At 62.2% G+C, this 19,877-nt stretch carries 17 protein-coding genes and 1 pseudogene; 3 read left to right on the top strand and 15 right to left on the bottom strand.

Features of this window, described 5'->3' with window-relative positions; genetic code table 11:
* A pseudogene (locus VIM95_RS13380) lies at nt 1-116 on the top strand (DUF3579 domain-containing protein); the annotation flags it as partial.
* Between the two features lie 240 nt (nt 117-356).
* On the opposite strand, the gene VIM95_RS13375 reads toward VIM95_RS13380, so the two are convergent.
* The 14 genes from VIM95_RS13375 to VIM95_RS13310 form a co-directional block, all read right to left on the bottom strand.
* Nucleotides 357-938, bottom strand: a complete 582-nt coding sequence (locus VIM95_RS13375) for a TerD family protein (RefSeq protein ID WP_331986429.1) — start codon at nt 936-938, stop codon at nt 357-359.
* Between the two features lie 12 nt (nt 939-950).
* Entirely contained in the window at nt 951-1,529 is a 579-nt protein-coding gene (locus VIM95_RS13370; protein WP_331986427.1) for a TerD family protein, read from the bottom strand.
* 15 nt (nt 1,530-1,544) lie between these two features.
* Nucleotides 1,545-2,117, bottom strand: a complete 573-nt coding sequence (locus VIM95_RS13365; RefSeq protein WP_331986425.1) for a TerD family protein — start codon at nt 2,115-2,117, stop codon at nt 1,545-1,547.
* Nucleotides 2,118-2,135: 18 nt separating this feature from the next.
* On the bottom strand, nt 2,136-3,161 hold the full coding sequence (locus VIM95_RS13360) for a DUF475 domain-containing protein (protein ID WP_331986423.1): 1,026 nt from the start codon (nt 3,159-3,161) through the stop codon (nt 2,136-2,138).
* An 85-nt stretch (nt 3,162-3,246) separates the two neighbouring features.
* Nucleotides 3,247-4,452 (bottom strand): toxic anion resistance protein, encoded by a 1,206-nt coding sequence (locus tag VIM95_RS13355; RefSeq protein ID WP_331986421.1) that lies wholly within the window; start codon nt 4,450-4,452, stop codon nt 3,247-3,249.
* On the bottom strand, nt 4,449-5,585 hold the full coding sequence (locus VIM95_RS13350) for a toxic anion resistance protein (RefSeq protein WP_331986419.1): 1,137 nt from the start codon (nt 5,583-5,585) through the stop codon (nt 4,449-4,451). Before VIM95_RS13350 ends, VIM95_RS13355 begins: the two co-directional genes overlap by 4 nt.
* Nucleotides 5,586-5,701: 116 nt before the next feature.
* Nucleotides 5,702-7,225, bottom strand: coding sequence for a 4-hydroxy-3-polyprenylbenzoate decarboxylase (gene ubiD / locus VIM95_RS13345; protein WP_331986417.1), 1,524 nt, complete (start codon nt 7,223-7,225; stop codon nt 5,702-5,704).
* Nucleotides 7,226-7,314: 89 nt separating this feature from the next.
* The gene (gene dacB, locus VIM95_RS13340) at nt 7,315-8,754 is read right to left on the bottom strand and encodes a D-alanyl-D-alanine carboxypeptidase/D-alanyl-D-alanine endopeptidase (RefSeq protein ID WP_331986415.1); all 1,440 of its coding nucleotides are present in this window, start codon (nt 8,752-8,754) and stop codon (nt 7,315-7,317) included.
* 2 nt (nt 8,755-8,756) lie between these two features.
* Nucleotides 8,757-10,448 carry a CAP domain-containing protein gene (locus VIM95_RS13335; protein WP_331986413.1) on the bottom strand — a complete coding sequence of 564 codons (1,692 nt, stop codon included), beginning with the start codon at nt 10,446-10,448 and terminating at the stop codon, nt 8,757-8,759.
* An 87-nt stretch (nt 10,449-10,535) separates the two neighbouring features.
* Entirely contained in the window at nt 10,536-12,695 is a 2,160-nt protein-coding gene (locus VIM95_RS13330) for a primosomal protein N' (RefSeq protein WP_331986411.1), read from the bottom strand.
* A 398-nt stretch (nt 12,696-13,093) separates the two neighbouring features.
* Nucleotides 13,094-14,161: a uroporphyrinogen decarboxylase gene (hemE, locus tag VIM95_RS13325; protein WP_331986409.1), complete on the bottom strand. Its 1,068-nt coding sequence runs from the start codon at nt 14,159-14,161 to the stop codon at nt 13,094-13,096.
* 50 nt (nt 14,162-14,211) lie between these two features.
* Nucleotides 14,212-14,805, bottom strand: a complete 594-nt coding sequence (locus VIM95_RS13320; protein WP_331986407.1) for an HD domain-containing protein — start codon at nt 14,803-14,805, stop codon at nt 14,212-14,214.
* Entirely contained in the window at nt 14,806-16,518 is a 1,713-nt protein-coding gene (locus tag VIM95_RS13315) for a glutamine--tRNA ligase/YqeY domain fusion protein (RefSeq protein ID WP_331986405.1), read from the bottom strand.
* Between the two features lie 92 nt (nt 16,519-16,610).
* On the bottom strand, nt 16,611-16,964 hold the full coding sequence (locus VIM95_RS13310; RefSeq protein ID WP_331986403.1) for a DMT family protein: 354 nt from the start codon (nt 16,962-16,964) through the stop codon (nt 16,611-16,613).
* A 74-nt stretch (nt 16,965-17,038) separates the two neighbouring features.
* On the opposite strand from VIM95_RS13310, the gene VIM95_RS13305 reads away from it, so the two are divergent.
* Together VIM95_RS13305 and VIM95_RS13300 are read left to right on the top strand one after the other, a co-directional pair.
* Nucleotides 17,039-18,244 carry a nuclear transport factor 2 family protein gene (locus VIM95_RS13305; protein ID WP_331986401.1) on the top strand — a complete coding sequence of 402 codons (1,206 nt, stop codon included), beginning with the start codon at nt 17,039-17,041 and terminating at the stop codon, nt 18,242-18,244.
* Nucleotides 18,245-18,250: 6 nt separating this feature from the next.
* Nucleotides 18,251-19,510 carry a L,D-transpeptidase family protein gene (locus VIM95_RS13300; protein WP_331986399.1) on the top strand — a complete coding sequence of 420 codons (1,260 nt, stop codon included), beginning with the start codon at nt 18,251-18,253 and terminating at the stop codon, nt 19,508-19,510.
* 269 nt (nt 19,511-19,779) lie between these two features.
* Here the strand turns inward: VIM95_RS13300 and VIM95_RS13295 are convergent.
* Nucleotides 19,780-19,877 (bottom strand): SDR family oxidoreductase (locus VIM95_RS13295; RefSeq protein ID WP_349258185.1); only part of this gene is annotated, 98 nt, incomplete at its 5' end.

Genomic DNA, 19,877 nt, shown 5'->3' with positions numbered 1-19,877 from the left:
GCGTCGCCATCGACAAGCAGCTCGAAAAGATCGACCCGCGTGTGTACAGCTTTTTGATGAGTTTTGCCAAAGACAACGACCTGCGCGTTGTCGACTGCCGCCAACTGCTCGAAGAGCACTATCCCAGCCAGTTCCTGGGCTAGCTCTACACCATTCTCTTGCCCGCCAGGCAGGCAGTTGCCACTGCACAACGGCAACTGAGCAAAAACTCCAATAGCCTGCTGCCCGTGCTTTTGCCCATGTGGCTTGCAAAGACAGTGCCAAGGCCATGAGCAGTGGCGTGCGTGCACGCCCTCTGCCAAAGAAAAACGGTCCGTCTACACGGACCGTTTTTCTTTGGGGCAACCTACTCAGTGCTACTGGTAGCCCGCAACAAAGTCGCCTAGCGTCAGCCTATACCCTGCGCCGACCGCCTTGAAATGCCACTCGCCACCATTACGATAGAGCGAACCGAACTGCGCCGCCGTCTCACTGGCGAAGCTGCTATCCAGCTCATACCCAGCGACGAGCGCCCCAGACAGATCGTCATATAGCCGGATAAAGGCATTCCGCACCAGACCAAAGTTCTGCCTACGCTCAGGGGCCTCGTGAATGGTCACGATAAAGGAGATCTCCATGGCCTGAGCATCCAGCAGCGAGAGATCGACGATGATGGTCTCATCGTCTCCATCGCCGGCCCCGGTACGGTTATCACCAGAGTGCGCCACCGCACCATTGGGACTCTTCAGGTTGTTGTAGAAGACCAGGTGCTCATCCGAGATCAGCTTGGGCTCGCCAGCCGCATTCAGCAGGCAGATAAAGGCCGATACATCCAGGTCGAAGGGATGGCCGTTATGCAGTTCCGGCGCATCCCAACCTAGACCGATGCGCACACGCCTCAGGCTCGGTGCCGATTTGCTCAGGTTAATGCCCTGCCCCTTGGACAGCTTGGTCGCCATACCGGTACGGTCCTATTGATAACCCGCAACAAAATCACCCAGGCTCAGCCGGTAACCCGCCCCCACCGCCTTGAAGTGCCAGTGCCCTTCCTTCTTGTAGAGAGAACCGAACTGCACTGCCGTCTCGCTGGAGAAGGTCGCATCCAGGTCATAACCCGCGACCTCTGCACCGGTCACATCGTCGTAGAGCTTGATATAGGCGTTGTGGATCTGCCCGAAGTTCTGCCCCCGCTCAGCCCCCTCGTGGATGGTGACGATGAACGACACCTCGGCCGCTGCCGCATCGATCAGGCTCAGGTCCACCAGCACGCTTTCATCGTCGCCGTCACCCGCACCGGTGCGGTTGTCGCCCTTGTGCTCCACGGCACCGTTCGGGGATTTGAGGTTGTTGTAGAAAATGAAATGGCTGTCCGAGATCAGTTTGGGCTCACCGGCCGGATTCAGTCCACAGATAAAGACCGAGCAATCGATATCAAACTCGGGGCCGCCGGTGGTCTTGCGGTCCCAGCCCAGACCCATGCGGATACGGGTCAGGCTGGGTGCTGTCTTGGTCAGATTGATACCTTGACCTTTGGTTAGATTGATCGCCATACAAGACTCCAGGAATCAAAGTAGTTTGAGGATGTCGGAACGCATATCGTGCCAAGTGCGGCCATTGGCCGGCTGGCCTATGGCTGTGCAGTGCCAATCACCATCATCGCCACGGCTGACCTTCATCAAGATCAAGCCGGTATGGCTGCCATTGGCCTCGTCACCCAAGGCATAGCGGGCAACCTCCACACCTTTGTCATTGACGACCCGGCAGTAGGCATTCTTCACCCGGTCAAACTTCTGGCCGGTGAAATTGTTGACGGTAAAGACCAGATGGCGGACACGGGGGTTCAATTGGTCAAAACGAACCTGGATGGTCTCGTCATCGCCCTCCCCGGCACCGGTCCTGTTGTCACCGGAATGACGAACCGAGCCGTCCCGATTGCGTAGCTCACGGAACCAGACAGCTTCACATTCGAGCTGATCGTCAAACATCAGACATGACGCATCCAGGTCGATGTCGCCGCCGAACAGGCCGAACAGGCCCGCCTTGGCATCCCAACCCAGCCCCATGGTGACACCGGTCAGCGCCACCTTGTTTTCTTTGCTGAGGTTGATCGTCTGCTTCTTGGTCAAATTGATGGCCATCGTATTGGCTCCTCCAGCCTATTCGAGTACGGGTGCGGGCGCACGTTTGTTATGCCGGATCGACGACCACAGCGCGAGACCGATAAAGCCCGCGCCGATCAGACCGGTGACGACCTCGGAAATTTCATGGAAGGTGCCGATGAACATGATGCTGGCCAAGGCACCGATGGCGTAGAAAGCACCGTGCTCCAGATAGCGGAACTGGTCCAAGGTACCCTTGGCAACAAACATCAGGGTCAGCGAGCGCACAAACATGGCACCGATGCCCAGGCCAATGGCGATGATGAAGATGTTGTTGGACAGTGCAAACGCACCAATCACACCATCGAAGCTGAAGCTGGCATCTAGCACTTCAAGGTATAGGAAGGCGGATAGGCCGGTACGCGCCACCAGGCCCGCATCACCCGGTTCCTCCGTCTCCAACAGGGCAGCGAAGCCATCCACCAGGATATAGGTGATCAGGCCCGCGACCGCGGCGAGCACAAAGGACAACTGCTCATGGGCTTGCAGCAGGGTGGAGATGCCGTAGATCGCCGCCAGGCATACCGCAATCTCGACCGCTTCCATCTTGCCCAGCTTGCTCAACGGCTCCTCGATCACGCGCACCCAGTGAACGTCCTTCTCCTTGTCGAGGAAGAACTTGAGGAAGACCATCAGCAGAAAAGCACCACCAAAACCGGCGACCACCACGTGGGCCGAGGTCAGGGTCGCGGCATACCTGTCCGGCTCGCCGACCGCCAGCATCAGCGCGGCCCAGGGGCTCAAATGGGCGACAACCGCGACAATCAGCACCGGAAAGACTACGCGCATGCCAAATACGGCAATGAGCATGCCCCAGGTCATGAAGCGCTGTTGCCACTTTGCATCCATATCCTTCAGCACAGTCGCATTGACCACCGCATTGTCAAAGGACAGCGAGACCTCCAACACGGACAGGATGCCGGCGATAAACGCCGCCTTGGGGCCGCCAATCAGATAGGCCAGGATCAGGCCGACAATGGTAAAGATCAGTGAACTCTTGAAGAATTTGAATAGCGTAGCCATAGGCCTCCCTAGATCAGTGTTTTTTTGTAGGTACTGGAACAACAAGAAGCGCGTCCGCAGACGCGCTTTGTAGTCGCGGCGCAGCTTACATCTTGCCGGCCAGCTTGGTGACGAGTTCCTGCTTCATCTGCGACAGCTTGTCCACCGCCTCGGCGCGCTTGCGCTCGCCATCCTGCTGAATCTGCGCCACTTCCTCGAAGGTGCTGATCAGGGAGTGCTGCACGGCTTCCAGGGTTTCGATATCAACGATCGCACGCTGATTGGCACGGGCGGTGGCGACCGAGTTATGGTGCAGCAGCTCGGCGTTGTTCTTCAGGAATTCATTGGTCGCATCGTCTATCCGGGTCGCAAGCTCCACGGATTTCTTCTGTTCCAGCAAAGCAATAGCCAGCGTGAACTGCTTTTTCCAGGCCGGTATGGTCAGGGCCTTGATATTGTGGAACTTCTCCACCAGGACCTGATTGTTCGACTGCACCATGCGTATCATGGGTGCGGTTTGGATAGCGATGGTCTGCATGACCCTCAGGTCATGGATACGCTTCTCCAGACGCTGTAGCACATCCTGGTAGTCATTGATTTCCTGTGCGCGGATCGGGTCGGCGGCAGAAGGTGCGGCCTTCATATCGATCAATATGGCGCGCATCTCCTCGAGCTTGATATCCCCGGCAATGATGTGATTGGAAAGGCCATAGTACTCCTGCACATTCAGCTGGTAGACCTGCTCCAGGTCCTGGCTACGCTTGCCCAGCCGTTGTTGCTGCACGTCCAGCTCGCCGACGATCTTATCGATCTGCCTAGCGAGCGTTTCGAACCTGCCAAGGACCTTTTCCTTGCCCAACTTGAAGCGGTCTATCAGGCCGCCGATCAGGGGTAACTTGGAGCCTTGTTCCTTGAGATCGGACAGATTGACACCCTTGGCCAGCACCACGATCTCGGTCAGCTTCCCGCCGATCTCGTCCATATGACCACTCTTGACCTGGCCGAGCATATCGTTGGAATACTGGGCAATCTTGTCGCCTGCTTGACGACCGAAATCAATCACGGCATTCGGTTGCCGCGGGTCAAAACCCGCCAGGATAGCCCTGACCTGGCGCTCCACTTCGTGCGGGTCCACACCGGACTGCAGCAGTTCGTCACGTCGACGGGCGATGGCATCGGCGACCAAGTCAGGTTCAGCCGTTGCGAGCTTGTCGGCCGCTGCGGCCACCGGCAAGGAGGCAGACGAGGCCTCCGGCGCGACGGCGGGCAAGGCGAGGTCAAGTTGATGGGCGGATACGGGTTTGAATGTCACGGTATGAGTCGCTCCAGTTGCTCGCGCAAACCAGCTTGCAAGCTGGTCAGGTCACGGTAGAGTCTGTTTTCGTCGTTATCGGGCAGCGCAAACGCTGTGATGAATTGTTGCTTCCAACTTGGTATCACAATCTCGCTAATATCGTCGAAGCGCCCCACCATCGCAAGCAGGTTACGTTGGCTCAAACGTAGTTGGGGCAAGGTGAGTAAAGCGGTGTGCCGTAACAGCTGAAGATTGCCCAACTTACGCTGCCAGCGCTCGGCATCGTCCTGCAAGGCATTGAGCTGCTGCCAGGCGAAGGGATCTTGAATGCCGTCCTGTCGCAGTTGGGCTTCACGCATGGGCAAGTCCCGCTCCAACACCTCGCGCAATTTGAGATGTATGGCGAGCACATGCACGGTCAGCTGCTCGAACAACCGCTCGTTACGCGCGAACAACTCGGAAAAATCGCTCAGCCCATGCTTCAGTGTGTCCAGAACCGGGCGCACCTCCGCCAGCTGGGACACCATCTGTGCGCTGGCAGCCTCAAACTGCTGCCACAGCAGCCGCTTTCTGGCCTCCCGACCGCGCCACCAGTCGCTGATACGCGCAGACAAGGAGTTGGGGTCCAGCGCCAACATATTCACCTGCTTTGCCGTAACCAGCACTGCGCTGGCCGTCCGGTGCAATTGCGGCAAGGCAGCATCGGCCAGCAAGGCCGCCAATTGGTCCTGCAACAGCCGCATCAGCTCAGTCACCTCGGCGGCATACAGGCTCTGATATTGCGCATCGCCAAAGCGGATTTCTTCAAACAGGTTGCGTACGCGCTGCACGCCTCGTTCATCCAAGGCCCAATCGGTACAAGCGCATTCGGCAAGCGCTGACGTGACGGTCGCCCGCCAAGCTGCATCCACCTCTTCCGCAGTCACCGCCCGGCCGGCAAACAGCACCTGAGGCAGCGGGCTAGGCATGGCCGCAGGGGCTGCTGTCAGACCGTGAAAGGTATGTATCGGCGCGGGCGGCGCGGCCGCCCCGTGTGGGCTCACGTCCCGCTGCGGCAGGTGATGGAAAGTCTTGATCCGCTCTTCCGCACCAGCCTCGGCGGCGTCGGCTGGCGGTGGTGTGGCTTCGAGATGATGGAAGGTCTTAACCATGGGCAAAGGGTGACACGATTACTTGAGCATCCTATCCAGCCTAGGCTGGCCATATATTGCGGCACTGGCAGATAGCACCCACGCCGCCTGAGGCCACTCGTTCAACCCACGCCGGTTCAAAGCCCCAGCTCGCGCCAGACGGTGTCCATACGCTCGCGCGCGGCTTCGTCGTGGGTGATAGGCACACCCCACTCGCGGTTGGTCTCACCTGGCCATTTATTGGTGGCATCCAGCCCCATCTTGGAGCCCAGGCCAGAGACCGGCGAGGCAAAATCGAGGTAGTCGATGGGTGTGTTGTCCACCAGCACGGTATCGCGGGTCGGGTCCATGCGGGTAGTGATCGCCCAGATCACTTCCTTCCAGTCGCGGGCGTCCACGTCGTCGTCCACCACCACGATGAACTTGGTATACATGAACTGACGCAGAAAGCTCCAGACGCCGAACATCACCCGCTTGGCGTGCCCGGCATAGGCCTTCTTCATGCTGACGATGGCCATGCGGTAGGAGCAGCCCTCGGGCGGCAGATAGAAGTCGACGATCTCCGGGAACTGCTTTTGCAGTATGGGCACGAACACTTCGTTCAGCGCCACACCCAGCACAGCCGGCTCGTCCGGCGGCTTGCCGGTATAGGTGCTGTGGTAGATCGGGTCGGGTCGCGAGGTGATGCGGTCGACCTGGAACACCGGGAACCAGTCCTGCTCGTTGTAGTAGCCGGTATGGTCGCCATAGGGGCCTTCCAGCGCATGCAGATAGCCGCCGATCTCCTTCATGGGCACACCGGCTTCGCTGGTGCCGGTCCAACCGGGCCCGACCGGCGGGATATGCCCTTCCAGCACGATCTCGGCGCTGGCCGGCACCTGCAGCTCATTGCCCAGGCATTGCACCAGCTCGGTCCGGCTGCCACGCAACAGGCCAGCGAACTGATACTCGCTCAGCGCGTCCGGCACCGGCGTGACCGCGCCCAGAATGGTGGCCGGATCACACCCCAGCACCACCGAGATAGGGAAAGGCTGACCAGGGTGGCGGATAGCATGCTCGCGGAAATCCAACGCGCCGCCGCGGTGCGCCAGCCAACGCATGATGAGTTGATTGCGGCCGATCAGTTGCTGGCGGTAGATGCCCAGGTTCTGGCGTGGCTTGTGTGGCCCGCGGGTGACCACCAAGCCCCAGGTGATCAGCGGTGCAACGTCGCCCGGCCAGCAGTGCTGGATGGGGATGCGCTTGAGATCGACTTGCTCGCCTTCCACAACCACCTCCTGGCAGGGGGCACGCTTGAGTACCTTGGGCGCCATATTCAGCACCTGCTTGAGCAGCGGCCACTTCTCCCAGGCGTCGCGCAGGCCGCGTGGCGGCTCGGGCTCCTTGAGGTAGGCCAGGAGCTTGCCGATCTCACGCAGCGCACCGACCTCCTCCGCGCCCATGCCCAGGGCAACCCGGCGCGGCGTGCCGAACAGATTGCCCAGTACCGGCATGCTGTGGCCCGGTACGTTCTCGAACAGCAGCGCGGGGCCTCCGGCACGCAGTACACGGTCGCAGATCTCGGTCATTTCAAGGTGGGTGGACACCGGCGCCTTGACGCGCTTGAGTTCCCCCATGGCTTCGAGTTGCGCGATAAAGTCGCGCAGGTCCTGGTATTTCATGCAAGGCACCTGGGCCCAGCCAGCAAAGGCGGGGCGCTAGTCTGGAGAGGGGCGCCGGCAGAAACCGGCGAAATCGCAATTATACGTACTCAGGAGGGCGACGCCTGCCCGGCCCAATCAAGCAGGGCATCGAGCGCCGGCTGGGCCACCTCGGCATGCTTATGGTTGACGATGCCGACCACCAGCCAGGCACGGCCCGCCGAGTCGTACACATAGCCAGCTACCGCCTTCACATCCTCCAGGGTGCCGGTCTTGATCCTGGCGGTGCCGGCCAGCGGGCTGCCGGTCAGCCGCTTGCGCATGGTGCCGTCGAGACCGACGATGGGCAGGCTGGCGGCGTACTCCGGCGCAAACGCACTGCGATAGCCCAACTGCAATACCGTGGCGAGGTGGCGGGGGGTGACGCGGGCGATGCGCGAGAGACCGGCGCCGTTGTCCATGATCAGCTCGGGGAAAGCCTGACCGCGCCCGGCCAGCCAGTCGCGTACCGCCAGCGCCGCCGCCTGCTGGCTATCCAGCGTGGCTGCCTCGGTATGGCTGCGTTGGTAGTCGCTGCCTAGGGTCATGAATACCGAACGGGCCATGGTGTTGTTGGAGAGTTTGTTGATATCGCGCACCAGTTCGGCCAAGGGGGGCGAGACGGATTCGGCCAGCTTGCGGGCACCGATCGGCACGGCTGCCTCGCGGGTAGTCCCGGTGATCTCGCCACCCAGCTCTTGCCACAAGCCGCGGACCAGCCGGCTGGCAAAGTCCGGCGCCTCCAGCACACCAAGGTAACGCGCCGCCCGGCACTGCCGCGGAAAGCGGCCCTGCAGCGTAACCGCTATCTGGCCATGGGCTTCGTTGCGTATCTCCGGCCTGGCCCAGCCCTGATTCCAGGTGCTGCAGTCGCCATTGACCAACTTCATGCGGCTGTCGACACTGAGTCCATCCAAGGGCGGCTCTATGCGCACGGTCATAGCGTTGGCGTCGCTCTCCATCTCGAAGCGCACCGCCTTGAAGTTCATCAGCAAGGGATCGGGCAGCACGTTGTAGGCGCGCTCGGGTTGTTCGTCGAACTGCCCGGATGCCTCCTCGGGCGGCAGGCGGAAGGCGCTACGGTCCAGCACCAGATCGCCGGCTATACGTCGCACCCCCTGTGCGCGCAAATCGCGCAGCAGCAGCCAGACCCGTTCGAAAGTCAGCTTGGGGTCGCCACTCCCCTGCAGATAGAGATTGCCGCGCAGCAAGCCATTCTCGATCTGGCCATCGGTATAGAGACCGGTACGCCACTGGTAGGTCGGCCCCAGGGTCTCCAACGCCGCCAGCGTGCTGATGAGCTTGAGCGTGGAGGCCGGGTTGACCGCCACATCTGCATGGTGTTCCAGGCGGGCCGGTCCCCCATCAAGCGGCAGGACCACGGCAGCCAAAGCATTCTCGGGCAGTTTGGCGGCCTTGAGCCGTGCGAGCACCACCTCCGGCAGCGCAGCCTCTGCCCACAGGCTGGCAAGCAGCCCACCCAACACCATCGCGATCCTGCCTGCCTGCATAGTCACTCCACACTCACGGGCCACAAGGGGCCCCAATCACCAGGCGCGCGGTAGACCGTGGGCCTGGCCTGTAAACGCCACATCCCCACCATGGCGGGGCGGAAGCGGAAACCCGCGGTAGCATCACGCGGCTCCCCCCAACTGAGGATACGGTTGGCCGCATCCAGGCGGATATCGTCCAGATACCAGCCTACGCGTTCATCGTCCGGGGCAAAGAAGTCGCCTTCGGCAAAACGGTAGCGAAAGCGCAGTTCCAGCAGGCGGCCTGCATAACGACCGAGCTCGACACGCTGCTCGTTGAATTGCTTGTCGGCCGCCGTGGGCAAGCCACCTGCTCGCTGGTAGAGCGGCACCCAATCCGCCTGGCCCACAACGCGCACCTCCACCCTCGCCTCCTCGCCGGCACCCGCCAAGCCCAGCCGCTGCCGAAAACGCAGCACGGTATGGGTATCGGCGAGCAAGGGTTCGGCCAGCAGCAGGACCTCGTCGCCGATATGCCGGTGCGCCAGGCGGAAAGCCTGCCGGCCCTCACTCACCACTTGCTGTTGCAAGACCGGGTAGTCGTTGGCGCCGGTGTAGGCAAAGGCCCCGTAACCTTGTTCGGCCCCCTCCTGCAGTGGCCAGCCGGCCACCCGCAGCGCACGCCATTGCGCCCCCGTGGCGCCGGGGGGCAGGCTCAGATTGAAGTCACTCCCCTCAAGCGTGACCCGCGCCGGGCCGGCGACCCGGGCTTCCAGTTCACCCTCGGTCCCGGGCCGCTCTGGGTCGAAGATATGCACTACGTAGCTGATATCCCGCTGTTTGCCGGCCTGGACAACGCCGTGTATCTCGACACGGTAGTCGCGATCCACCATCGGCCTGGGCCAGGCCACATCCGATGCCAGCTCGCGTGGCCGCCACACCAAGGCGGGTTCACCGGCGCCGGTTTCGACCGGCTCCTGTATCAGAGGTACAGCCTGGCCATCCACAGCAAGGCTCACCGTCGCGGCGGAGAAGTCTGCGTCGGGCAGCGACAGCGACCAGCGTGGAAAGACCAGCGGATAGGGTACCCAACCGGGCGGTGGCCAGGCCACGAAGTCATCGCGTACGGCAGGACGGTTGCCTGCATACAAGCCGTCAAAGGCGCTGACGCCGCTGGCGGCGCGACGCCCACTATTCGGCGGTATATCGCCCAGGCCGACAAAATGGGTCTGCGGGTAGAGCAACCAGCGCCGGTGGTTGACCCCGGCGTTCTGCTCGCCAGCGTCACGCATAAAGACCGTGATTGCATCAGGGCCGGATTGGCCTATGCCAAGCACCGCGTCGGCTGCGCCTGTGCGGGCCTCCTCGCTATAGCAGCGCCAGCCAGGATCGATCTGATGCGCGATGCGGCCGTTGGCAGCGACGGCCAGCGCAGCCGCCTGGATCTTGCGGCTGGCGGCGGGGTCCTCCACCAGGTCAGCTGGTACGCCAGCCAAGGCACGGAACAGGTTGAGCCTGTCCAGCAGATCGGCCCGGTGCGCAGCCAACAGCTCGCCCGGCACGCAGTCTGCCACGCTGCCACGCCAATAGCCGGAGAGCGGTGTGGCGCGGTAACGCACCTGGTAGAGCAGGCGGACTGCCGCACGCTGGCTAATATCCAATCGCCAGCCACTACCCTCAGCGCTCACTGGTGGCGGCAGGATGCCCTCGGCCACAAGCGTGAGTGGGGTCAAAAACAAAGCAAGGCAACAGGCTAGGACATGGCGGCACATGGTCGAAAACTCCGAGGTCCGTCACATGGTAGCTGGAGTCCTGCGTACTCAGATATCCAGCGGATCGACATCGAGCGCCCAGCGCACCTTGCCAGCCCTCAGCTGTCGCAATCCGGCCAGCCATTGCGCCAAAAAAGCGCTGAGCCGGCTACGTGCAGTGGATTGCACCAGGAGTTGAGCCCGTTCGCGGCTGGCCAGCCGCACCATATTTGCCGCCACCGGGTCCCAGACCGTGACTGCCGCATCATCCGGTGCTTGTGCCAGTGCCTGGCGCAGAAAGGTGATCGCCTCGGTCAGGGTGTCGGCCTCGGCACGCAGAATGGCCTGATGCAGAAAAGGCGGAAAGCCAGCCTGGCGACGTTCTGCCAGCTCGGTCTCGGCAAAGGCAGCGTAGTCGTCGTCCTGCAGGGCCTGGTAGAGCGGGTGTTCGGGGAAGTCTGTCTGCAGCAGCACCTCACCCGGCTTGTCTGCCCGCCCTGCCCGGCCGGCTACCTGGGCCAGCTGGGCATAGAGCCGCTCACTGGCACGGAAGTCGGCCGAATAGAGCCCGCTGTCGGCGCCGACCACCGCCACCAGGGTCAGCGCCGGGAAGTCATGCCCTTTGGCGAGCATCTGGGTGCCGACCAGGATGTCGGCCTCGCCGGCATGGATGGTTTCCAGTGCGCTCTCGAAGCTGCCCTTGAGGCGCATGCTGTCGCGGTCTATGCGCAGGATACGGGCCTTGGGAAAGTGTTCGGCCAGGGTTGCCTCCAGCCGTTGCGTACCCTGCCCCAGGGGCTTCATATCGCTATTGCCGCAACCCGGGCAGACCGGCGGAAAGCGCTCTTCCCAACCGCAGTGGTGGCAACGCAGGCGATGCTCGCGCAGGTGTACGGTCAGCCGCGCCGAGCAGCGGTTGCAGGCGGCCAGCCAGCCGCATTCGCTGCAATGCATGACCGGCGCGTAGCCGCGGCGGTTAAGGAAGATCAGACTCTGCTCGCCCCGCGCCAGGCGCTCGGCTATGGCCGCTAGGGTGCGGGCATGCAGCCCATCCTGCAGTGGCTGACGGCGGGTGGGCAACAAGGTCCAGCGTGGTGGCTGCGCCCCTGCCACCGCCCGCTCGCACAAGCGGAGCAGCGTGTAGCGACCACTGCTGGCGTTGTGCCAGGTCTCAAGGCTGGGGGTAGCGGAACCAAGCACGATGGGTATGCCGGCCTGCCGGGCGCGATAGACTGCCACGTCACGGGCCGAGTAGCGCAGGCCATCCTGCTGCTTGAAACTGCCGTCGTGTTCCTCATCGACCACCACCAACCCCAGCCGGGGCAAGGGGGTAAAGACCGACAGCCGGGTACCGAGCACGATATGGGCGTCACCGCGTGCCGCCTGCACCCAGCCACGCGCCCGTTCACCGTCGGCCACGCCACTATGCAGGCTGACAATCTCGGCGCCGGGGAAGCGAAGTTGGAAACGCGCCTGCAGCTGCGGCGTCAGATTGATTTCCGGCACCAGCACCAAGGCCTGCTTGCCCGCCGCCAGCGTCGCGGCAATGGCGTGCAGGTAGACCTCGGTCTTGCCGCTGCCGGTAATACCGTTGAGCAAAAAGGCCTGGAAGCCGCTGCAGCCCGCAATGGCGGTCACCGCGGCCTGCTGTTCCTGATTGAGCACCGGGCCATGGGAGGGGGCAGGTGCTTGCAAGGGAATGGGACGACTGATGACCTCACCGCTGGCCAGCCAGTCACGGCACAACTTCCACGCAGCCGGAGAGATGGCGCGGATCTCGACCTCCGTGCAGGGCCGAGCCAAGAGGTCGGCCAGGCGCTGCTGCATGGCAGCGCGCTTGGGCAGGCTGGCCTGCAGGGCTACCGCGTCGCGCGCTTCATAGGCACAAGGGCGTGTCAGCTGCAGCTCGCCCGGCTCGCGAAAGCGCACCGGCAAGGCGGTATGCACCACTTGTCCCAGCGGGTACTGGTAGTAATCGGCGCAGAAACGCAGCAGGCCCAATACCTCCGGCGAGACGGGCGGTAGATCCTCCCGCACCGCTTCCGCCGGCTTGATGGTCATACCCGGATCTGCGGGCTGCTCGGCCACCTCCATGACCAAGCCGACCAAGCGTCGACTGCCGAAGGGCACGACCACCCGCTTGCCGACATCGGCAACGGTCGCGGCGGCAGCTTCGTAGTCGAACAGCCGGGTCAGGGGCACGTCGAGCGCAACGCGGAGAAAAGGCATGTCAAGAAAACAATTTTCGCGGCCTTGGAAACAGGCTAAATCCGTGTTGCAGCAGGGATTTTCCGCCTGTCCACAATTCCTGTGGATAACTTTGTGGGCAAGTTCCGGGAAAGACGCTAAACCCCGGATACATCAGGCGCTTTATTGGCTTGCTTAAAATTTAAGCAAAAGAATTTTTTGTTTAAATTCAATTGCTTAGATAATTATCATTGCTTCGACACGGTAAAACGAGAGGCTTGACAAGCACGTGCGCAGCATTAGCCATTGCTGTGTATAACTTAGCCATTTTTCCCACCGCGACACTTCAAGATCGGGCCGCAAATGGCTGTTTTTATTACTTATTCCAAAACCGACAACCGGTCCCACTCTGGAACCGGTTCAGCACCATCACGGTGCACTCAGGCGGCGCGGTGGTATGGGCGCGACAAACGATGCACCGCGTCCACCAGGGCCGTCACATGCTCGGGTGGGGTGAACTGAGAGATGCCGTGGCCCAGGTTGAAGACGTGGCCGCTGCCGTCACCATAGTCGGCCAACAGGCGGGCAACTTCCGCCTCGATGGCGGCTGGCTTGGCAAACAGGGCAACCGGGTCGAAATTGCCCTGCAGCGCCACCTTGTCACCTACGCGACGACGCGCCGCCGCCAGGTCCATGGTCCAGTCGAGGCCAATGGCATCACAGCCGGTGTCGGCAATGTCTTCCAGCCACAAGCCACCACCCTTGGTGAAGACGATGACCGGCACGCGACGACCGTCGTGCTCGCGCTTAAGGCCAGCGACGATCTGCTTCATATATTGCAGCGAGAATTCCTGGTACTTGCCATAGGCCAGCGCACCACCCCAGCTATCGAAAATCTGCACCGCTTGCGCGCCGGCCTCGATCTGGGCATTCAAGTACTCGATCACGGTCAGCGCGTTGATCTGCAGGATGTGGTGCATCAGATCGGGTCGGTCATACATCAGCGTCTTGATCTTGCTGAAGCTGTCGGTACCGCCGCCTTCGATCATATAGCTCGCCAGCGTGAAGGGGCTGCCGGAGAAGCCGATCAGCGGCACCCGGCCGGCCAGCGCCTTACGGATGGAGGCGACGGCGTCAAAGACGTACTGCAGCTTGTGCATGTCCGGCACGGCAAGCGCCCGGATGGCGGCTTCGTCAGCCAGCGGTCGCTCGAATTTGGGGCCTTCGCCCTCGGCGAAGTAGAGACCCAGACCCATGGCGTCCGGCACTGTCAGGATGTCGGAGAACAAGATGGCAGCATCGAGCGGGAAGCGCTCAAGCGGCTGCAGGGTCACTTCGGTGGCCAGTTCGGTGGACTTGCACAGGTCGAGGAAGCTACCGGCACGCTGACGGGTGGCGCGATACTCGGGCAGGTAGCGGCCAGCCTGGCGCATCAGCCACAGCGGGGTGTAGTCGGTCGGCTGGCGCAGCAGCGCGCGCAGGAAGGTATCGTTCTGAAGTACGGACATCGTGTGCTTTCGTCGCGGTAACGGTGTGGGCCGGCAGGCGGCCCAGGGGCTCAGCCCAGCCAACCAGCCTGTTGTGCGGCCTCGAGGCGAGGTCGGACGTACTGCCACAAGGCTGGTGCAGCATCATTGATCGGCAGGTTCTTGCGCAGCACCTGCTCCAGGCGGACGGTATTTTCCTGCCAGCTCTGCCCCTGGTTGGCCAGGTTCTGCAGCATGGGCAGCAGGCGGTCACAGGCATAGGCAAAACGGCCTTCCGGGGTCTGGCGGTCTTCATATTCGCGCCACAGCGCCATGAATTCATCGCACTGGGCAGCCGGCAGCATGCCGAACAGCCGCTCGGCGGCCGCCTGCTCCTTACCGGCCTTGGCCACTGCGGCGGCTTCGTCATAGAGGAAGGTATCGTCGGCATCGATCTCGACGATATCGTGCAGCAGCAGGATCTTCACCACCCGGTCTATGGCCACCGGCGGCTCGGCATGCTCCGCCAGCAACATGGCCATCAATGCAACGTGCCAGCTGTGCTCGGCCGAATTCTCGTAACGGCTCATGCCCACCGGCCGGGTGCGGCGCTGGATCGCCTTGAGCTTGTCGAGCTCGAGGAGGAAGGCCAGTTGGCTGGCCAGGACGTCGGTGGGCTGAGTCATCTATTTGGTCCAGCTATCTTTGAGGCCCACGGTGCGGTTGAACACCGGGCGCCGACCGGGGACGTGTTCCTTGCGGTCGGTCACAAAGTAACCCAGCCGTTCGAACTGGTAGCAGGTCTCGGGCGCGGCGCCCAGCACGCAGGCTTCGACATAACCGGTGACGGTACGCAGCGAGGCCGGGTTCAGGAACTGGCGGAAGTCCAGGTACTGGCCATCCTCGCCACGCACTGCATCGGGACGTTCGACCGTGAACAGGCGGTCATAGAGGCGTACATCGGCTTCAATGGCATGCTCGGCCGAGACCCAGTGGATCACGCCCTTGACCTTGCGGCCGACCGGGTTCTGACCCAAGGTATCCGGGTCCAGCGAGCACTTGAGCTCGACCACCTTGCCTTCGGCGTCCTTGATCACCTCGTCGCACTTGATCACGTAGCTGTAGCGCAGGCGGACTTCGCCACCCGGGGTAAGGCGCTGCCAACCCGGGGGCGGCACTTCGGCAAAGTCTTCGCGCTCGATATAGATCTGCGGCGCAATTGGCACCTCGCGCTCACCGAACTCCGGGTGCTGCGGATGGAAGGGCGCGCTGCGCGAGCCCGTCACGCCCGGCTGGAAGTTGGTCAGGGTGACCTTGATCGGGTCGAGCACGGCCATCACGCGTGGTGCATCGGCTTCCAGCATCTCGCGTACGGCACCTTCCAGCACGCTGTAGTCGATGATGTTTTCGCTCTTGGAAACACCGCAACGCTGCGCGAACAGGCGGATGCCGGCCGGCGAATAACCACGTCGGCGCATGCCGGAGATGGTGGGCATGCGCGGGTCATCCCAACCGGTAACCGAACCGTCGACCACCAATTGGTTGAGTTTGCGCTTGGAGGTAATGGCGTACAGCAGCTCCAGCCGCGAAAACTCAATCTGCTGCGGGTGGGCGGCGATGGTGATGTTGTCCAGCACCCAGTCGTAAAGCGGACGGTGGTCTTCAAATTCCAGCGAGCACAGCGAGTGGGTCACCCCCTCGATCGCATCCGAGATGCAATGGGTGTAGTCGTACATCGGGTAGATGCACCACTTGTCACCGGTACGGATGTGATGCGCACGGCGGATGCGGTAGATGACCGGATCGCGCAGATTGAGGTTGGGCGAGGCCATGTCGATCTTGAGGCGCAGGGTCTTGCTACCGTCGGCAAACTCGCCAGCACGCATGGCGCGGAACTGGGCCAGGTTTTCCTCGACCGTGCGGTCGCGGTAAGGGCTGTTGCGGCCGGGCTTGCCGAAGTCGCCGCGGTAGTCGCGCATCTCTTCTGCATTCAGTTCGCAGACAAAGGCCTTGCCGGCCAGGATCAGCTCTTCGGCATAGGCGTAGAGAGCGTCGAAGTAGTCCGAAGCCCAGCGCACGGCACCATCCCACTCAAAGCCCAACCAGCTCACATCTTCCTGGAAGGCCAGAGCGTACTCCTGCGACTCCTTCTCCGGATTGGTGTCATCGAAGCGCAGATTGCACTCGCTGGCATAACCCTTGGCCTTGTAGTCTTCCTTGATGCCGAAGTTGATACAGATCGCCTTGGCGTGACCGACGTGGGCATAGCCATTGGGTTCGGGCGGGAAGCGGGTGACGGTACGCTGGTGCTTGCCCGAGGCCAGGTCGGCATCGATGATGTTGCGGATGAAGTTGGATGCGGCGGGCGCGTTGCTCTCGGAGGTGGGCTTGGTCGTCATTGGCGCGGCAGGAATACTGCTTCTATGGATTGCAATAGCGCGATTTTACCCGATTCCGGGCCCGCCGCCCGACTCCCGCGCCAAGCACGGGCTCAGCCTCGGAACATGAAATACACCGCACCAAGCAGACAGACCCCCGCCCAGACGAAGTCCCACTTGAACGGCTGTTGCATATAGAAGACGGCAAAGGGCACAAACACCGCCAGGGTGATGACCTCCTGCATGATCTTGAGCTGGGCCAGGTTATAGACATGAAAGCCGATGCGATTGGCCGGCACCTGCAAGAGGTATTCGCACAGAGCGATCCCCCAGCTGGCAAAAGCCGCGATATACCAGGGCTTGCTGGCCATATCACGCAGGTGCGCATACCAGGCGAAGGTCATGAAAACATTGGAGCCGACCAGCAATAATGCAGCGAGCAGGCCGGGTGGAAAATTGGAGAGCATGGTTAGGGCGCAGCCACTTCTACGTATCTGATAAAATGGTGAGTTTGTATTCAAGTTCACACTGCGTCCAGTCGATGTTTGCTTCCCGTTTGTTCCCGATATTGTTGAGCGCCGCCACGCTGGTAGGCGCGCAGGCCGGCGAGGCAGAGGAGATCGCCGCCAGCCTGAGCCATGGTCAGGCCGACAATGCCCTGCAGGCGGCAGACAAGGCGCTGGCGAAGAACCCGCGCGATGCACGCCTGCGCCTGCTACGCGGCAACGCACTGGCGCAGTTGGGACGAACCACCGAGGCACTGCAGGTATTCACGGCCCTGACCGCCGACTATCCCAATCTGCCCGAGCCCTATAACAACCTTGCCGCGCTGTATGCGCAGCAAGGCCAGCTCGACAAGGCGCGCACCGCCTTGCAGATGGCGCTACAGACCAACCCGGCTTACGCCACGGCGCACGCCAACCTGGCTGACGTCTACGCCAAGTTGGCCGCCCAAGCCTATGAAAAAGCCCTGCAGCGCGATGTAGTCGAGCGACAGAGTGGTCAGGCCGTACCCGCGGTCAACAGCGCAGCGCCCCGACTGGCCTTGGTCCAGGACCTGGTCAGCAGCAGCCGCACGCCACTGGTCGCCAGCAAGCCGGCGACTGTCGCACAGGCCACCCCAGCCACACCCATTGCGCCACCGCCTGTCAGCAAACCGGTAGAAAAACCGGCCGAGAAGCCGGCGGTACCGCCTGCCGTGGCACCAACACCCAGCACGACCACAACCGCCAAACCGGTGGTTACGCCTACGCCAACCCAGGTAGCCAGCGCTACGCCGAGCAAGCCCGCCACACCGGTTACCCCCCAAAAAACCGCCACGCCGACGCCGGTACCGCCGGCAGCCAAGAAGCCAGCCGAGGTCGAAGTTCCGGCCAGCAAGCCGGCGCCAGCCAAGGCTGACAGCGGCAAAGAAACGGAAAGTCAGGTCGCCCGCGCAGTCAATGCCTGGGCCGAGGCTTGGGCCGACAAGCGCGTACCCGCCTACATTGCCAGCTATAGCAAGAGCTACAAGCCGGCCGGCAGCAGCCGCCAGGAATGGGAGAAACAACGTCGTGAGCGGATCGAGAGCGCCAAGAAGATCAGCGTGCGGCTGAGCAACCTCAAGATCAAGCTGGATGGCGGTCTTGCCACCGTCCGCTTTGTACAGTCCTATAGTTCAGACACGACTGAAAAATCCACCGTTAAGACTTTGATTCTGGAGCGGAATGGTGATCGTTGGCTGATTCGTGAAGAACGGGTAGGATAAGCTTCCATGCGTCGTTCCTGGTTGAAAATCACCGCCTGCCTGATCGCAGGTTTGTACGTGGCACCCGCTGCCAATTCCATGCAGTGGTCACGGCCCCCTTCTGCTGCCGCAACCCTCACTGGCGAGCTGCCGCGCGTGTTGGCCAGCAGCAAGCCTGAAGAAGCCGTCGTTGCTGCGTTGACCGCGATCCGCCAGAACCGTCTGGCCGAGGCCGATAAACTGGTCGATGCCCTGCTCGACGCCCGCCCCAATTACCGCCTAGCCCACCTGCTCAAGGGCGACCTGCTGATGGCGCGAGCCCAGCCGCTGGCCACCATAGGCAGCGCCCCCATCGCCGACGAGAAGCTCAAGGACCTGCGCGACGAAGCCGCGGTACGGATGGCGCGCTACAACGCACCGCCCCCACTGAGCGAGATCCCCGCCAACCTGCTGCAACTCTCCAGCAGCCAGCGCTTTGCCGTGGTGGTTGATGCCAGTCGCTCGCGGCTCTATCTGTTCCGCAACGACAATGGCGTGCCCCGCTACGTGCTCGATTTCTACATCACGATCGGCAAGCTGGGCTTCGACAAGTCGCGCGAGGGCGACCAGCGCACTCCGCTCGGCGTCTACTTTGTCACCAACCATATGGCGCGCGAGCAACTGGACAAAACCTATGGCCAGCGCGCTGCCCTGTACGGCGTGGGCGCCTGGCCGCTGAGTTATCCCAACGACTGGGACAAACAACAAGGCCGCACCGGCAGCGGCATCTGGCTGCATGGCGTGCCCTACGATACCTACAGCCGCGCCCCCAAAGCCTCCAACGGTTGCGTGGCCATGCCCAATGCCGACATGGAAGCTCTGGGTAGCTACCTGCAGGCCAATACCCCGGTGGTCATCAGCCCCAAAGTGGAGTGGGTCTCGAGCGAGGAATGGCAGCGCCGCCGCGAAGCCGCCCGCAGCAGCGTGGAAGGATGGCGCCGCGACTGGGAAAGCCTGGACACCCCGCGCTACCTGTCGCACTACGCTGGCGAGTTCAAATCCGGCAGCATGGGCCTGAGCGAATGGAAGGCGCAGAAGACCGCCGTCAACGCAGGCAAGCAATGGGCCAAGATCAAGCTCGACGACGTCAGCCTGTTCGACTACCCCAGCGCCGACGGTAGCCTCTTGATGGCCAACTTCGCCCAGGACTACAAGAGCAGCAACCTGGAGAACCGCAGCCAGAAGCGACTCTACTTCCGGCGCCACAGCAGCGATTGGAAGATCGTCTACGAGGCCGCGGCCGGGTAGAACACGATTGGGGTCAATTTAATCTCCACGGTATCACCAACACCCGGCAACGCCGGGTGCTAGATGGCAAACGAAACCAGAGACGCGCTTCGCTTTATTGACCCCACTCCCCCCGCCCTCGCCTGAGGCGAGGGAGCCTCGCTGGCGCTCGTTCGCACACTCTTAACCGTTGGAAGTATCAAGTGCCGATTGCAGTTGAGAGCGCACAAATAAAAAACCCGTCCTTGAGACGGGTTTTTTATTTGCCTGCAGCATAGCCTTCAGCTGGCTTAGATCACCAGCCCGCCATCCACCGACAGCACTGCGCCATTGATATAGCTGGCGTCGTCGCTGGCCAGGAACAGGTAGACCGCGGCAATCTCTTCCG

Source organism: Chitinimonas sp. (assembly GCF_036568685.1).
Taxonomy (GTDB): domain Bacteria; phylum Pseudomonadota; class Gammaproteobacteria; order Burkholderiales; family Chitinimonadaceae; genus Chitinimonas.
The sequence above is the reverse complement of the archived record's forward strand: the minus strand, read 5'-3'. Positions and strand labels throughout refer to the sequence as shown.

Bases quoted from the DNA above. Each gene is read 5' to 3' on its own strand.
- VIM95_RS13375 (WP_331986429.1), bottom strand. From the start codon at position 938: ATGGCGACCAAGCTGTCCAAGGGGCAGGGCATTAACCTGAGCAAATCG.
- VIM95_RS13370 (WP_331986427.1), bottom strand. From the start codon at position 1,529: ATGGCGATCAATCTAACCAAAGGTCAAGGTATCAATCTGACCAAGACA.
- VIM95_RS13365 (WP_331986425.1), bottom strand. From the start codon at position 2,117: ATGGCCATCAATTTGACCAAGAAGCAGACGATCAACCTCAGCAAAGAA.
- VIM95_RS13360 (WP_331986423.1), bottom strand. From the start codon at position 3,161: ATGGCTACGCTATTCAAATTCTTCAAGAGTTCACTGATCTTTACCATT.
- VIM95_RS13350 (WP_331986419.1), bottom strand. From the start codon at position 5,585: ATGGTTAAGACCTTCCATCATCTCGAAGCCACACCACCGCCAGCCGAC.
- ubiD (WP_331986417.1), bottom strand. From the start codon at position 7,225: ATGAAATACCAGGACCTGCGCGACTTTATCGCGCAACTCGAAGCCATG.
- dacB (WP_331986415.1), bottom strand. From the start codon at position 8,754: ATGCAGGCAGGCAGGATCGCGATGGTGTTGGGTGGGCTGCTTGCCAGC.
- VIM95_RS13330 (WP_331986411.1), bottom strand. From the start codon at position 12,695: ATGCCTTTTCTCCGCGTTGCGCTCGACGTGCCCCTGACCCGGCTGTTC.
- hemE (WP_331986409.1), bottom strand. From the start codon at position 14,161: ATGTCCGTACTTCAGAACGATACCTTCCTGCGCGCGCTGCTGCGCCAG.
- VIM95_RS13320 (WP_331986407.1), bottom strand. From the start codon at position 14,805: ATGACTCAGCCCACCGACGTCCTGGCCAGCCAACTGGCCTTCCTCCTC.
- VIM95_RS13315 (WP_331986405.1), bottom strand. From the start codon at position 16,518: ATGACGACCAAGCCCACCTCCGAGAGCAACGCGCCCGCCGCATCCAAC.
- VIM95_RS13310 (WP_331986403.1), bottom strand. From the start codon at position 16,964: ATGCTCTCCAATTTTCCACCCGGCCTGCTCGCTGCATTATTGCTGGTC.
- VIM95_RS13305 (WP_331986401.1), top strand. From the start codon at position 17,039: ATGTTTGCTTCCCGTTTGTTCCCGATATTGTTGAGCGCCGCCACGCTG.
- VIM95_RS13300 (WP_331986399.1), top strand. From the start codon at position 18,251: ATGCGTCGTTCCTGGTTGAAAATCACCGCCTGCCTGATCGCAGGTTTG.